Here is a 15,066-nt window from a genome sequence, read left to right on the forward strand (position 1 = left end):
TTTTGTTAATGAGTTGATTCATTGATACTTTTGAATGATTTCATCAATTTCCCCTGAGGTTTTTAATTCAACGAGTCGTGTATTGATGTAATTTTGAGTTTCTGGTTGCATTTGAGGTGAAAAAGCCAGGTAGATTGAGTAGTCAGGAATAACCGAGCTGAAAGGCTGTATCTGAAAATTCTCTAACGGCAAATTGAGTCGCTTTAAGTTGTAAAGGACTCGGGATTCCATCTCGACAAAAGCTGTATCTCCAGGGGTTCGGCTTATCACTCGGTATGCGGCGTTGTAGTCTTTCACACGCATTTCATTGACACTGCCATTTTCAAAGAACGGTGTTAAATTTGGATAATCAAACCCCAGCAGTAATACAATAGAACGACCATGCATGGTATCCATATTTTTGAATTCTAAAGGCTTCTCGCTACTCGACACCAGTACATGTTTTACAGTGTAAATGGGCTCCTCAGATAAATTTTCCGACTGCACCTTGCCCCAGTTCGGGCTGCCATAAGTTAACCAGTTTGGCTCAGCGCCTTCTTCCAATATGGAAATCATACGTTTAAATGGATAAGTATGATAATTCACTTGGTAATCCGACTCCGCGAAGATAGCGCTGACGATATCGGTCACAATTCCGGAGTGCATTTGTCCCTGTTGTTCAATTTGAAATGGTCGAGCTTGTTCAGCAATGACGTAATAGTTCACTTGATTTGCGGTCACATGAGAACTTACAACAATTAAGCTAAAAGCCAATCTAAGTAGAAGTCTTTTCATCGTATCCTCGATTATTATTTGTGCGTAGCTATATTTAGAGTAGCGCAAGTTTATCGGAGCGGTTTCATATGGATGAAAAAGAGCGATCTCAACGTCGTTTTAGTATCGGCAACCAACTTATGTTGGCGGTATTAACGTTGAGTTTAATCTTTACGGTCATCATTTCTACAGTGAGCTTATATCGAGTTTTTCACGAAGATTTAGCCCATTTAGATGTTGAATTAAAGCAGGTTGAGTCTAGCTATTTATCGAGCTTTTCTGCGAGTTTGTGGGTAGAGGATAGGGAGCTGTTGCTGACACAAGCTCAAGGTGCAATGCGTATGCCCTCGGTGGACTACTTACGTATTGCTAGTGAAGACGAAGTTATCATTGAATTAGGTTCGGCGCTTTCTGAGGATGTTGTCGAGAGAAGCTGGCCGATGCAGTATCGGGTCGGCGATAAAACGTATGATCTCGCGATATTAACGGTTCAATCGGATCTTAGCGCGATATATGAAGATCTTTGGCAGCAGTTCTTTTTTCTACTTACGACAGAAGCGATCAAAATTCTTGTCCTCATCATTGGTGTTCTTTGGGTGGCGTTTCGCTTGTTGGTCAATCCGTTACAATTGCTGTCTGGTGCGGTGAGCGATTTTCGTGGCGGTACAGTGCCGAGTAAAGTGACTCTCCCTAAACGATGGTGCTTTGATGAAGTGAGTGTTTTGGCAGAGAAATACAACCGAAGTGTTGAGAAAGTGAAAGAGCACCAGACTGAGTTAGAGGCTGAACGCGATAGGGCAGAAGTCGCTAATCGTAAGAAAAGTGAGTTTCTTGCCACTATGAGTCATGAGATCCGCACACCGATGAATGGCATTATTGGTGTGTCGTCGTTGCTCAATGACACCGACCTCGATCCCCAGCAAAAAGAGTTTGTAGAGATCATTGACAGTTCTTCTCACTCACTAATGACGATCATCGACGACATTTTGGACTTCTCTAAAGTTGAAGCTGGCAAAGTAGAGCTAGAATACACGAGCTATGATCTTCGCGAGCTACTTGACGATGTCATCAGTTTACATAGTGTCAAAGCCAAGCAGAAAAACTTACAGCTGCTCAGCGATATTGATCCTCACTTGCCAACGGAAGTGCAAGGTGATGCCACACGATTGAAACAAGTTCTGAACAATTTGTTGAGCAACGCGATTAAATTTACCGAGCGCGGCCATGTGAAGCTTCTTGTAGCGTTATCTCGACTTGATGGAGAGACCGCTCATATCCGGTTTCGAGTTGTGGATTCTGGTATTGGTATTGCGAAAGAGCACCAACAAGCAATCTTCGAACGCTTCCAACAAGCTGATGGTAGTACCACCAGAAAGTATGGTGGGACAGGGCTTGGTTTGGCGATAGCTGCACAGTTGGTTAACTTGATGGGAGGGGAAATACAACTAACAAGTGAGCTTGGGCTGGGAAGCTGTTTTGAATTTTCGATTCCTGTTGCTGTAATAAATGCGCAATCGACCTATACCGACCAACTTAATGTATTAGATTTCCGGAAAGCGGAAGACAACGAAATCAGCCCTCAAGATAATGATAAACCTTGGGTATTGGTTGTTGAAGATACCATCGTCAATCAGAAGGTAGTTCGCATCATGTTAGAAAAACTGGGTGTGCGAGTGAGTGTCGCCAACCATGGCGAAGAAGCATTGCAGCTGTGTGATCAGCAGCCTTTCGATTTGATTTTTATGGACTGCCAAATGCCTGTGATGGATGGGTTTATTGCTACGGAGCGAATTCGAAAAATGGGAGAGTGGGGGAAACACGTTCCAATTATTGCGCTAAGTGCCAATGTCATTAAAGAGGATCAGCAACATTGCTTCGATGTCGGGATGAACGAGTTCGTGGCTAAACCCGTTACCAAGACTCGATTACAACAAATATTCGAACAGCATTTACCAAAAGCACTGAAAATCAGCGCTGTGCCTAAATAGTTAACTTGAAATCGATCAAGTTAAGTGCGTTTCTATTCTGTAATTGTAACTCTGTGTGATATAGTGCCCGGCTAGTATTTAAAGTACCTTGAGGCTGTGAATGTCGTTTAATCTATCCCTATTGCCGCCTGACGAAAAAAACAAAATCGAACTGGATAAGCAGGCGTCGTTTTTGGTTTGGAAGCTCAGAGAGGCCAAATCTGGTCCTGAAGCAATAGAAGAACAGTTGTCCAAGATTAACGATGCTGATGAAAAGGCGTTTTTCCAGCAATCGGTCGAAAAGTACAAACGAGTAATGGGTGTCGCTTAACGCGAACCGTGGCAATGGTTCAATCCAATGCGACGAATGAGGTAACCTCCCTATTCCTTTGCTAAGCGAAATTGAAAAGGTTTCGCTTTTTGCTAAAATCCTTCGCATTAAATTTGAATTTAGAGAGACATCCCGATGGGAAGAAGTTTTGAAGTGCGCAAAGCCTCTATGGCGAAAACTGCAGGCGCGAAAATTAAAGTTTATTCCAAATACGGTAAAGAAATTTACATGTGCGCGAAAAACGGTGGTGGTGATCCAGACATGAACTTGTCTTTGAAACACCTGATCGCAAAAGCGAAAAAAGACCAAGTTCCTGCGCACGTTATCGATAAAGCGATCGACAAAGCGAACGGTGGCGGTGGTGAAGACTACACTCCTGCACGTTACGAAGGCTTCGGCCCTGGCGGTACTAGCGTTATCGTTGACTGTCTAACAGACAACGGCAACCGTACTTTCCAAGATGTACGCCAATGCTTTGTGAAAGTCGGTGCGAAAATTGGTGTTGAGGGCTCGGTTTCTCACATGTTCGATCACCAAGCGGTATTCCAGTTCAAAGGCGACGATGATGAAATCATCCTAGAAACGCTAATGATGGAAGACGTAGACGTTACTGACGTTGAGCTAGAAGACGGTGTTATCACTGTATTCGCACCTCACACAGAATTCTTCAAAACAAAAACTGCGCTTAACGGTGCATTCCCAGATCTAACGATCGATGTTGAAGAAATCACATTCGTTCCGCAAACTCATACGCCTGTTTCGGGTGAAGATGCTGAGAAGTTCCAGAAATTCCTAGATTTTCTAGATGACTGTGATGATGTTCAGCAGGTTTACCACAACGCAGAGCTGTAATTAATTCGCTCATATCGTTGTAAAAAGGCTTCCTTAGGGAAGCCTTTTTTGATCGCTTTTTCTCAAGCAGAGCTATGCGTTACGATATTTGGAATAACACAGCGACATGATTACACCAAAACAGATACCTTGAGTTAGCATCGCCGTGCCGCCATAGCTAAAGAAGGGAAGTGGGCTACCCATTACTGGCAACAAGCCACTCACCATGCCCGTATTGATAAAAGCATACAGAAAAAAGCTCATCGCTAATGCGCCACTTACCAGCCGACTAAAAAAGTGGTCAGACTGACATGCAAGCAACATAACGCGTGCAGTAATAAACAAGTACAATGCGAGTAAGACTAAACTGCCAACAAAGCCCCATTCTTCTGCATAGGTCGAAAAAATAAAGTCCGTATGACTTTCTGGAATAAAGCCAAGTGTTCCCTGCGTTGCATTCATCCAACCTTTGCCTTTCATACCGCCTGAGCCAATCGCAATCAAAGATTGGATGATTTGGTAGCCCGAACCCAGTGGATCGGACTCAGGGTGCAAGAACTGTGTTACACGGCTCTTTTGATAGGTTTCCATAACGAAGAACCATAAAATAGGCGCTAACGTTAAAATGCTCGCAATAAACCCGCAGATTATTTTCCAGCTCATGCCAGCCAAAAACAAAACGAACAATGCATAAATGATGGTAAAAACTGCACCGTCTAAATCCGGTTGTAGCGCGATTAACCCGGCAGGAATCATTGTAATAAGTAAGCAAAACGCAATTTTCCGACTGTCTGGTCGACCTCCTTCAATATGCAGCATCCAGGCGATCATGATTGGAATGGAAAGTTTGATTAGCTCAGACGGTTGAAAGCGGAAGAAGCCGATATCGAGCCAACGTTGAGAGCCATTGGTGCTATCACCAAATAAAGCGACAGCAAGTAGCAGAGCAACCGCAATAATGTAGAGATATGGAGCTGAGCGCTGATAGCTGGACGCTGGAATCGAGGACATGACCAAGATACAAACTAATGTCAGTCCGCAGCGCGCCAAATGTTTGAAGAGCATCGCCTCATTAAAGCTACTGGCACTCCAGAGAGTGAGCGAACTTAACAGCATGATCGGAATGATCGCCATGAGTAGTGGCAAATCAACTCTTGGGAAATAACGCTTATTCATTTTCAACGACCTAATAACGCACCTATTTTGAGTGCGAAAACAACTAAAACTCGAAGAGTTCAAACTATTCCGATGCTAAGAATCTCGATTTCGAAACAACAGACACCATGCAAAGGTGTGTAAGAAAGGAGAGTGCGCACTGTCTGTTATGGGTAGTTGTGAGATGGATAAATACACTAGCCTCAGATTTTAAGCCAGTGTTTTTATTGTGACTGCCGTAAAAATGTAGAGTCACGAATTAACGGAGTTGTATTTTCAGTTTAAGTGAATGCCATTCATCCTCTCTCAATACCATTCACTCCGCATAACTGCCATTGGTCGCATGCAAAAGCAGTGTGCGATCTTCTCCCTTAATCTGAAACCATCAAATCACGTTCAACTAAGGACAGTACATGATGGTTTCTCAATCTCGCTCAATCAAAGCTCTTAAACTGGCAAGTACGTTTATCGCCGCATTTGCACTTAGCAGCAATCTGGCTCTGGCTAATCCAAGCGAGCGCACACTCAGTCAATTCAACCAAGCAGCGCAGGGTGACTCTGGCTTAGTTGATACCGTTTACGGTGAATTATCCAAACAACTCGAAGAGCAAGGTGCAACGCCAGTGACCTTGGTTTACTTAGGCAGTGCGGAGACGTTGCAAGGTCGTGAGGCGTTTATGCCTTGGAACAAGATGAAGTTCACCGAGCGCGGTCTTGCCACAATCCAAAAAGGTTTGGACCTAATGGCGAATCAGCCAGTACCACTGCAAGAGCAACAACGCTTACAAGGCTTGCCGGAATACCAATTAGCCACTGCCATGGCAGCCACTACGTTTACCTCTTTACCTGACATGTTCAATCACTTTGAGCGTGGCTACGAGCTGTACCTTTCTCTGCTCGATGAACCGAGTTTTAGCCAACAACCTTTTGCGGCTACTTCATGGATTTACCGTTATGCCATTGAAGCAGCACTACGAGCTGAAGATGTTCAACAAGCCAAAACATGGTTAGCGCAAATGGAGCAATTGGGCGACAGCAATCTAGAAACGCAAACCGCGAAAGCGTTGCTAGCGAAATATTAGGGAGGCGCCATGATCGTTTTTAATCAACTTAGCCGCGATTACGCCCTTGGCAGCCAAACGGTACGTGCATTGCGAGACGTGTCTGGTGAAGTGTTTTCCGGCGAAATGGTGGCATTGTGCGGGCCGTCTGGCTCAGGAAAAAGCACCTTACTTAACGTGCTTGGCATGCTGGATACTCAATACCAAGGTCAGGTGACATTTGCAGGCAGCCCATACCCAACCGGACAAATGCAGGCTGCGAAAATGCGCCGTGAAAAGCTTGGTTTTGTGTTCCAAAAATTCAATCTTGTCCCTGTGATGACGGCGTTAGAGAACGTGGCGTATCCGCTGCATCTCAACGGTTTTTCAAAAGCGGAACAAACCGAGCTCGCCACACAAATGCTAGAACACGTTGGCTTGGGTGAGTTTATTCATCACATGCCCGATAACTTGTCGGGCGGTCAGCAGCAGCGTGTGGCAATTGCGCGCGCCTTAGTGCACAAACCTGCATTGGTGATCGCTGATGAGCCAACCGCAAGTCTTGATAGCCAAACTGCCAACAAGGTCATCGACATTATGAAAGGGCTCGGACACGAGCTAGGCACCACTTTTATCGTCGCCACTCACGACCCTCGCATGGCATCCCGCTGTGAGCGCACCATTGAATTGGTGGATGGCAAAATTACCCAAACGCACGCAAGTGTGGAGGAGGTTTCATGGGCAAGCTAATTCCTGTTTCGGTTCGCCTTGCTTGGTTGAACCTGCAACGTAATCGCCGCCGCAGTTTGTTGTCGATGCTGATCATCGCTATTGCCGTGTTTGCGTTAACCAGTGCGGGCGGTTTTGGTCTGTACACCTATGACAGTTTGAAAGAATCGACAGCGCGTGACACGGGGCATCTGACGTTAACCACGCCGGGTTATTTCGCCAAAGAAGAAGAGATGCCACTGAGTAACGGTTTAACTCATGCAGACGACATTACCAAGCAATTGATTGGCTTGAATGAAGTGCGAGGCGTGCAGCCACGAGTTGAGTTCAGCGGTTTGATTTCCAACGGCAACAAGTCCTCGATCTTTATCGGCATTGGCGTGAACGAACGCGAATTCGATATGAAAGGACCGTTTTTGGACGTGCGCGAAGGGCAGACGCTGTCCAACATTCATGCATCGCGTTATGACCCTACAGAGCCAGAAGTGATGCTTGGCGTTGATTTAGCGAACAACCTAAGCGTGCATGTTGGTGATTGGATTACCTTGCTGGCGACCACAACCGACGGCGCATTGAACGCGTATGACTTCAAAGTGCGTGGCATCTACTCAACAGGCGTACCTGAGCTTGATAAACGCCAGCTTTACGTACACATCAACAGCGCGCAATCGCTGCTCGGTTCAGACAAAGTCAGTGCGTTATCGGTCTTCCTGTTCGATACCAGTTTAACGAGCCAAGTCGAGCAACAAGTGGCTTCGGTTCTGAGTAAGCAAAAGCAGAACTTTGGTGATCAAGATATTGAGATTACGCCTTGGCAAGAACGTGCGTTCTTCTATCTCAAAGTGAAAGATTTGTACGACCGTATCTTCGGCATCATGGGTGCAGTGATGGCGCTGGTAGTCTTTGTCGCGCTGTTCAACACCATGACCATGTCGGTAACGGAACGCACACGTGAAATTGGCACCTTGTCAGCACTTGGTAGCTACCCTCGCGAAATTATTGCTGGGTTCTTGCGCGAAGCAGGGTTACTTGCCGTGATTGGCAGCTTAATCGGTGCTTTGTTTACGGCGCTAGTCACCGTCTTACTGATGGTCGTGGATGTGCAAATGCCGCCACCGCCAGGACGAACAGAAGGTTACCCATTAACGATTTACTTCTCTTGGGAGCTGGTGGCTATAGCTGGACTCGCAGTATTGATGATTTGTTTGGTTGCGGCGTTTTTCTCGGCACGCAAAGGGGTGAACAAGCCAATTACGGAGGCACTGATTTATGTTTAATTTCAAATCACTATTACCAATTGCATTGCTAACGGTAAATGGCGTTGCAAGTATGAATGTCAGTGCGAATGAAACAGCACTAGATGCACAGCAAGTTGCGCAATTGATTGAAAAAGCTGACAGCTACCGCTTGCAAGATGATTCCTCCAAAGTGGTGTCTCTGGTGCGCTTATATCAAGACCAAGAGTTAGATAAAACTCGCCTTTACCACGTGTACACGCGTCCAAATCGTGAATCGCTGGTGGTATTCAAATCGGCGGTTGAAGCAGGGCAAAAGATGTTGATGATGGGCGATAACTACTGGCTGCAAATGCCAAAGAGCCGCCGCCCGATTCGCATTACGCCAATGCAGAAGTTGCTTGGGGAAGCGTCTATCGGCGACATCTCAACCCTGACGTGGAGCCAAGATTATCAAGGTGAATGGAAAGCGACAGAAACCGTTTCGGTGAACGGGGAAAGTGTCGCGGCTTATCACCTTGCGTTAACCGCGAAAACCAAAGGGGCGAGCTATCAGAAGATCGACTTGTGGTTGTCTGAGCAAGATGCGTTTCCAATCAAAGCCGATCTTTACTTGCGCTCGGGCAAACTCGCCAAGCAAGCGCAATACGGACGTGCAAGCGACAACGGTGAAGACTACGTCAGTGAGATGACCTTGCTTGATAGCATTCAGCCGAGCAAAAAGACCGTTATCGAGTACCAAGAAATCGTGCCTTGGCAGCTGGATAACAAGTTCTACAACCCAAGTTATTTGCCAAAAGCCAACACGACTCAGCTTTAGTCTGAGCTTCGTAAATAGAACCATAAAAACGAGCAAGGAAGTCACATGAAACCGCACCAGCCTAACCTTAACAAAAGCACCAGTTTGTTGATTGCTGCGTCGTTGTGTGTGGGCACAGCAGCCCCAGTTTTTGCCAATGATGAGCTGAGTTTTGAGTGGGATTGGGCTGTCAGTTACGAAACGGCCAAGCAACGGGATAGCGCATTTATGCTGGCGCAGAGCAGTTCTCGTGATTCACTTAATGCACTGTTGGATGTGCAGGTGAATTATCACAACTTCAGTGGTTTGTTCGCTCTGTATAGCCAAGGTTTGTACCTCAATCAACAAGGAGAGAGTGATTGGTGGAGTGAAGCTGATAACCAACTGTTGATTAGAGAGCTGGCTTGGCTAGGGGAGTGGCAAGTCGGTGATACCACTCTTGATGTGAGTTTGGGTAAGTTACGCGTGGATTGGGGCGTGGGTTATGGCTACCGACCTTTGGATCTGTTTAAGCCTTATCGACAAAATCCTGTTGGCTTAGTAGCAGAAGAAGGTGCGGGTGTGTTTTCACTCTCACACTACGATATGGCCGGCGAGTGGACGGTGATTGCAACTGATTCAAGTTGGGGGCAACAAGACCAAAGTGCACTGGATCAAGCCGCAGAGCAGCAAGGTGTTGGTATTCGTCGTTATGCGCTGGTGGGTGATACCGAGTATCAACTTATTGGTTATTACGATGATGTGCGCCGAGGTTTACTCGGAGCCAGTGCCATTGCGGTGTGGGATGAATCCATCGCCATGCACGGTTCCATGCTGTGGCAAAAGCAAAGTGTTGGCTATCAGTTTCAGCAGGATGATCTTTACCGACCCGTTTCAGTTGAGGCGCAGGGCAGTGCATTCCAAGCCTTGATTGGATTGAACTGGGCAAACCAAGCCGGACACAACGTGATTGCTGAATATTGGTACGACAGCCGAGCATGGTCGAAAAGCGAATGGCAACAAGCAATAGAGCGTGGCGAATTACTCTCTCAGATCCCTGAACCTAACAACTCTCTGTTGGCTAGCAGCGCTCTACTTGCGACAAGCTACGCCCAAGGGTTTCAGCATGCCAATATCGTTCAGCATAACGTAATGCTGCACTGGAGTTGGGATGTGGAAGCGTGGGCTGCATGGAACGGCAAAGCAGATATGGGCTGGCTAATTGATGTAACCCCCACGTTGGATGTGATGTTGTCGCCACAAGATGGCGGTGTGATTGTCACGCAGTGGCTTAACTACCAATGGATTGATACTGGCGATCAAAGTGTAGAAGTGGAAGTTGCCGCACGCTTTTTAACCGGAGACGACCAATCTGCTTACGCACAAATCAATGATAAGCATATGATTGTATTTAATATCAAAGGGAAATTCTAAATGTGTTCAGCAAAATCAGTGGTAAAAAGTGGATGGCCGCGTAGCTTATTAGTGACCACGGCATTTTGTCTCTTTATCGCAGCAATGACGCTCTCGGTTTGGGGCGGTCCATTTTACATTCATGTGGCGGTTAGCTTTGGATTTGGCTATTCGGCTATCTTCTTCTCATGGTTGATTGACCGTTTGTTTCCAACCATCCCGCGTATGATAGAAGTGGTGTGTTCGCTTGTTGCCTGTTTATTGTTTGGGGTGATTAATGCGCAATTTTGGCTCGGAGAGTATTTTGGTATCTCCGATATGATCCCTGTTGGCTTAATGGGATTACTGTTTAGCGGTATGTGTTATTTCTATTTTTACTCGCGTGAGAAAGAGGCGGTTGCTCAACGAGAGTTGGAAGCCATCAAGCGCGAGAAAGCAGAGCAAGATCGTGCGCTGTTGCTGAGTCAGCTTAAGCAGATGCAAAGCCAGATTGAACCGCATTTCTTATTCAATACCTTGGCAAATATCAGTGCGCTCATGTCGCAAGATGTCGATAAAGCCAAGCTAATGCTAGAACAGTTAACCGCGCTGCTGCGTGCGACGCTCAAAAGCTCACGCGAAGAACACACCACCATAGACAATGAAACGGCGTTACTTGAGGCTTACTTAGGCATCCAACAAACTCGTTTGGGTGATCGACTCAGTTACAAGATTGAGGTGGAAGAAGGGCTAGGCAGAACCGAATTACCGCCGATGATGCTCCAACCTTTAATCGAAAACGCCATCATCCATGGTATTGAGCCGAAGCGAGAAGGCGGCGAAATCAGTTTGCTCATCAAGCGTGAACGACAGAACTTGAAGATTGAAGTCAGAGACACGGGTGTTGGCTTGAATCATGTTAGTGGGCACATGGGCTCTGGCGTCGGTTTAAGTAACCTCAAGCAGCGAGTTGAAGCTTTGTTCGCAGGGCAAGGAGAGGTTTCTATCAGTGAGTCTGCTCAGGGTGGTGTTTGTGTTCGCCTGAGTTGGCCAATGGAATCGTAATCAAGGAAGAAAGGAATGAATACAGGGTTTACTGCCATTATTGCTGATGATGAACCGCTATTGAGGCATCATCTTGATAAAAGCCTAGCTGAAGTGTGGCCAGAGCTAGAGGTGATAGCCAAAGTCGCCGATGGTGAACAAGCGTTGCAAGCCATTGAGCAAAGCCAACCTGATATTGCGTTTCTCGATATTCGTATGCCAGTTTTGGATGGCATGACATTGGCGCAAAAACTCAATCAACTCGCCAATCCACCTTTGATTGTGTTTGTTACTGCGTACGATGATTACGCCATCAAAGCCTTTGAACAAAATGCCGCCGATTATTTGCTTAAGCCTATCTCGGATGAGCGCCTCCTGACGACGTGTGAAAGAGTGAAAGCACGCCTTGCTAAGCGAGAGCAACAAAGCAGTAATGTGCAGATGAGCAGCCTGTTAGAACAGTTGCAGCAATTATCCGCGCCACAAACGCCGCAATATCTTCAGTGGATCAAAGCGACGCAAGGGGAAGATATTCATCTGATTGCTACGTCTGATGTATTGTATTTCAAAGCGGAAGAAAAATACGTTTCTGTGTATGCCCAACAAGGGCAAGGCAAAGTGCAGGAGTATTTGATTCGCACCTCGTTGAAAGAGTTGATAGGGCAGCTTAACCCAGAACAGTTCTGGCAAGTACACCGTTCAAGCGTTGTGCAAGTGTGCAAAATTAGCAAAGTAAACAAAGACTTTGCTGGAAGAATGTTTGTTCACGTTGGAGAAACTAAGCTCGCTGTGAGCCGTGCATCTCAAAGTTTGTTCAAAGGGATGTAATCGCTAGAACTGCTCACTCTTTACACTGTAAACTCGCTGCTCATTTGTTTCAGCAACAAAAACAAAAAGCGCCTAAGTCATCTGACATTAGGCGCTTTTGTCGTTTTATAGCGACGATTTCTCCGAAGAGGCGAATGGGCTTATTCGCTGATCGTCACTTTCTCGATAATGATTGGATCGCATGGCACATCATCGTGACCAAGCTTAGAGGTCGTTTTTACTTTCGCGATGCGATTTACGACATCCATACCCGCGGTCACTTTACCAAACACGGCGTAGCCCCAGCCTAGGTTGGTGGTTGCGGTGTGGTCTAGAAAATCATTGTCTTCCAAGTTAATGAAGAACTGAGCCGTTGCAGAGTGCGGTGCATCGGTACGCGCCATTGCGATAGTGCCAACAAGGTTCTTTAGACCACGGTTTGCTTCGTTCGCGATCGGAGCGCGTGTTGGTTTTTCTGCCATGTCTTCGGTATGACCGCCACCTTGGATCATAAAACCGTCGATAACGCGGTGGAAAATGGTGCCGTTGTAGAAGCCATCTTCACAGTATTTTTTGAAGTTCTTTGAGCTAACTGGCGCTCGTTCTAGGTTCAGTTCAATCTCGATGTCACCGAAATTGGTGGTCATAATAATCATCTGGTTTTGCCCTTGTAGGTGCTAAGTTGGCGGCATTATAGCTAAGGCTTCTGAGGATCGCAGAAATAAAAACAGCGACGGTTGGCGTCGCTGTTTGCATGATGAATGGGTGAGGAAAGCGTTAAACCGTAAAGCGACCGACCAAGTCGTACAGCTCGTTAGCTTTGTGGTTCAGATTGCCACTGCCTGCACGGTTTTGGTTGGCAAGGTGCGCCGATTGGCTGCTTTGTTGAGAGATGACTTCGATGCGTTGTGAAATCTCTTGCCCAACTTGGCTTTGCTCTTCGGTTGCCGTTGCGATCAAGGTGTTCATGTCCATGATGTTAGCAATTGCGGCTTGGATTTCTTGCAGTGCGGCAGAGGCTGCTCGTGCTTCTTCAACCGTTGCTTCACCGCGCGCTTGGCTCGAACCCATGGCTTTCACTGCCGCATCCGAGCCAGACTTCAACTGCTCAATCATTTGGTGAATTTCGCCTGTGCTGTCTTGAGTGCGACTCGCCAGTTTACGAACCTCATCGGCAACGACTGCGAAGCCGCGACCTTGTTCGCCTGCACGGGCTGCTTCAATGGCTGCGTTCAGTGCCAATAGGTTGGTTTGCTCGGCGATATCCTGAATCACTTCTAGAGAAGAAGAAATGTTTTTTACGTCGCTCTCTAAACGAGAAATCACCGTGCTGGCTTCCGACACCTCTAGCGCGAGCGCTTCGACAGAGTTCGCTGCTGAATCAACAATGTGTTTTGCTTGTTGTGAGTTTTCATCGGCGTCTCTGGCTGATTGCGCTGCTTGGTTAGCGTTGTTTGAAATCTCGTGCGCCGTTGCTGTCATCTCGGTCATTGCCGCTGCGACTTGTTCGGTCTCTTCACGTTGACCAGAAGCTAATTCATCCACTTGCGATGCACGCTGTGACATCTCGTTGGTCTCTGAAACCACTTCTTGTCCTACGTGGCTAACGCTCTTAATGATGCCTTGCAGGCTTTCAACGAAGATATTGAAGTTACGGCTAAGTTGGGTGAACTCCGGCACGCTCGATTCTTCCATGCGCGCGGTTAAATCTGCATCGCCTTGCGCGAAAGAGTGAATTGAAGCATCAAACTGCTCAATAGGTTTCATGATGCTGCGGTTAACAAACACGGCAAAGACTGCAACTATCGCTGTAATCGAGGCACAAAACAGGGCTATCGCAGTTAGTGTGGTGTTGAGATCTTCGTGTGCTGCTTTTTCCATGTCTGCCACAATGGCGTCGATATCGTCAGTGTAGAAGCCCGTACCCAACATCAAGTCCCATTCAGGAATAAAGACTGAGTAGCTGAGTTTCGGTAGTGCTTCACTCTGACCGAGTTTCGGGAAGTAATAAGTCGTGAACTCACCAGTTTTGGCATTTTTTAGCAAATCCTGAATCAGGTAATTGCCTTTCTTGTCCTGCAAGTTATAGAAGTTTTCCCCGATGCCTTTGGTGTTTTTACCCACCACGACGCGAACGCCTTTTGAATCATAACCAAAGATGTAGCCGGATTGACCAAACTCTAGTTGTTTCAAGATAGGCAGAGCTTCTTCCAGTGGGGCATTTTGTGCGAGTAGCGGTTCGACAGCGGAACGCGCCATTTGGACGTAGTTTTTGAGCTCGGCTTTTTTCATCTCCATCATTTGACTTCGAGTCTGCTCAATCTCGTGTTCGTTGTAGGCTGTGGTTTGTAGATAGGTGAACCACATCATGCCTATTGCCATGGTTAGAATTGGAATTATTGAAAGGATATATAGTCGTTTTCTGATCGTCAGATTCATAGAGACGTCCTTCTCTCGGCGCAGCGTTACAAGTGACAAGCTGAATAAGCTTGCCTGATAAAATTATTAATACTTATTGTTGTAATGCTTAGAGATTAACCGAGTTAATCAATCAGAAGTACTGGAAGTTTATAAATTTAGACTAAGGTCGTAGCATTTTTAAGCAGGATCACAATTAACGTGAACACGAACCGTTATTGCAGCGAGAAGTGCCCGTTAACCAGTAGGAGACGCGGTAGCGGTTTTTGGCAAATTTGAGGTAAAGCCAATCCGCAACAGGTTTGACAACGCGCCAACGCAGCGGTGCATACAACCAACCGCGACCGACCAGTTGCCATGCTCGATGAGTCACGTCTAACCCAAGCAGCAGCTCACCCTTATCGTTGAGGGCGTGCAAAATGGTGTTGGCTTGCTCCGGATCGATCTGCGGATAAGCGGCAAACGCCTCGCTGTAGATGTCGATGGTTTTAATCTGCTGCTTGGCATCGCGTTGTTTTAGCGCCTTCATCTCTTTGGCGCACAAGGGACAAGTGCCATCGTAAAATACGGTCAGTTTGGTCATGAT

15 protein-coding genes are annotated in these 15,066 nt (G+C 46.6%); 10 read left to right on the forward strand and 5 right to left on the reverse strand.

Annotated elements, in window-relative coordinates:
• Nucleotides 1-18: 18 nt before the first annotated feature.
• The gene (locus tag R8O70_RS16925) at nucleotides 19-774 is read right to left on the reverse strand and encodes a substrate-binding periplasmic protein (RefSeq protein ID WP_005383196.1); all 756 of its coding nucleotides are present in this window, start codon (nucleotides 772-774) and stop codon (nucleotides 19-21) included.
• A 68-nt stretch (nucleotides 775-842) separates the two neighbouring features.
• Here R8O70_RS16925 and R8O70_RS16930 point away from each other — a divergent pair, with 68 nt between their 5' ends.
• From R8O70_RS16930 to R8O70_RS16940, 3 genes are all read left to right on the forward strand, one after another.
• Nucleotides 843-2,741, forward strand: coding sequence for an ATP-binding protein (locus R8O70_RS16930; RefSeq protein WP_042522309.1), 1,899 nt, complete (start codon nucleotides 843-845; stop codon nucleotides 2,739-2,741).
• Between the two features lie 100 nt (nucleotides 2,742-2,841).
• Nucleotides 2,842-3,051 carry a DUF3283 family protein gene (locus tag R8O70_RS16935; protein WP_005374484.1) on the forward strand — a complete coding sequence of 70 codons (210 nt, stop codon included), beginning with the start codon at nucleotides 2,842-2,844 and terminating at the stop codon, nucleotides 3,049-3,051.
• 135 nt (nucleotides 3,052-3,186) lie between these two features.
• Nucleotides 3,187-3,903, forward strand: coding sequence for a YebC/PmpR family DNA-binding transcriptional regulator (locus R8O70_RS16940; RefSeq protein WP_318184274.1), 717 nt, complete (start codon nucleotides 3,187-3,189; stop codon nucleotides 3,901-3,903).
• Nucleotides 3,904-3,975: 72 nt separating this feature from the next.
• Here R8O70_RS16940 and rodA read toward each other — a convergent pair whose 3' ends face one another.
• Nucleotides 3,976-5,058 (reverse strand): rod shape-determining protein RodA, encoded by a 1,083-nt coding sequence (rodA, locus tag R8O70_RS16945; RefSeq protein WP_065275570.1) that lies wholly within the window; start codon nucleotides 5,056-5,058, stop codon nucleotides 3,976-3,978.
• Between the two features lie 392 nt (nucleotides 5,059-5,450).
• Here rodA and R8O70_RS16950 point away from each other — a divergent pair, with 392 nt between their 5' ends.
• From R8O70_RS16950 to R8O70_RS16980, 7 genes are read left to right on the forward strand one after another with little or no spacing between them, the layout of a single operon-like run.
• Nucleotides 5,451-6,119: a hypothetical protein gene (locus R8O70_RS16950; RefSeq protein WP_017189795.1), complete on the forward strand. Its 669-nt coding sequence runs from the start codon at nucleotides 5,451-5,453 to the stop codon at nucleotides 6,117-6,119.
• Between the two features lie 9 nt (nucleotides 6,120-6,128).
• The gene (locus R8O70_RS16955; protein WP_258625337.1) at nucleotides 6,129-6,827 is read left to right on the forward strand and encodes an ABC transporter ATP-binding protein; all 699 of its coding nucleotides are present in this window, start codon (nucleotides 6,129-6,131) and stop codon (nucleotides 6,825-6,827) included.
• The gene (locus tag R8O70_RS16960) at nucleotides 6,815-8,083 is read left to right on the forward strand and encodes an ABC transporter permease (protein ID WP_054575277.1); all 1,269 of its coding nucleotides are present in this window, start codon (nucleotides 6,815-6,817) and stop codon (nucleotides 8,081-8,083) included. Before R8O70_RS16955 ends, R8O70_RS16960 begins: the two co-directional genes overlap by 13 nt.
• Nucleotides 8,076-8,861: an outer membrane lipoprotein-sorting protein gene (locus R8O70_RS16965; RefSeq protein WP_054575276.1), complete on the forward strand. Its 786-nt coding sequence runs from the start codon at nucleotides 8,076-8,078 to the stop codon at nucleotides 8,859-8,861. Before R8O70_RS16960 ends, R8O70_RS16965 begins: the two co-directional genes overlap by 8 nt.
• 45 nt (nucleotides 8,862-8,906) lie before the next feature.
• A complete protein-coding gene (locus R8O70_RS16970; RefSeq protein WP_206953049.1) occupies nucleotides 8,907-10,253 on the forward strand; it encodes a hypothetical protein in 1,347 nt (448 codons plus the stop codon).
• Nucleotides 10,254-11,276: a sensor histidine kinase gene (locus R8O70_RS16975; RefSeq protein WP_017821053.1), complete on the forward strand. Its 1,023-nt coding sequence runs from the start codon at nucleotides 10,254-10,256 to the stop codon at nucleotides 11,274-11,276.
• A 15-nt stretch (nucleotides 11,277-11,291) separates the two neighbouring features.
• On the forward strand, nucleotides 11,292-12,083 hold the full coding sequence (locus R8O70_RS16980) for a LytR/AlgR family response regulator transcription factor (RefSeq protein WP_047102486.1): 792 nt from the start codon (nucleotides 11,292-11,294) through the stop codon (nucleotides 12,081-12,083).
• 140 nt (nucleotides 12,084-12,223) lie between these two features.
• On the opposite strand, the gene R8O70_RS16985 is transcribed toward R8O70_RS16980, so the two are convergent.
• From R8O70_RS16985 to R8O70_RS16995, 3 genes are all read right to left on the reverse strand, one after another.
• On the reverse strand, nucleotides 12,224-12,718 hold the full coding sequence (locus R8O70_RS16985; RefSeq protein WP_020195057.1) for a peptidylprolyl isomerase: 495 nt from the start codon (nucleotides 12,716-12,718) through the stop codon (nucleotides 12,224-12,226).
• 121 nt (nucleotides 12,719-12,839) lie between these two features.
• On the reverse strand, nucleotides 12,840-14,501 hold the full coding sequence (locus R8O70_RS16990; RefSeq protein WP_318184275.1) for a methyl-accepting chemotaxis protein: 1,662 nt from the start codon (nucleotides 14,499-14,501) through the stop codon (nucleotides 12,840-12,842).
• Nucleotides 14,502-14,676: 175 nt separating this feature from the next.
• On the reverse strand, nucleotides 14,677-15,063 hold the full coding sequence (locus tag R8O70_RS16995; RefSeq protein WP_318184276.1) for a DUF393 domain-containing protein: 387 nt from the start codon (nucleotides 15,061-15,063) through the stop codon (nucleotides 14,677-14,679).
• Nucleotides 15,064-15,066: the final 3 nt, after the last annotated feature.

Source organism: Vibrio sp. 779(2023), from assembly GCF_033344285.1.
GTDB lineage: Bacteria > Pseudomonadota > Gammaproteobacteria > Enterobacterales > Vibrionaceae > Vibrio > Vibrio alginolyticus.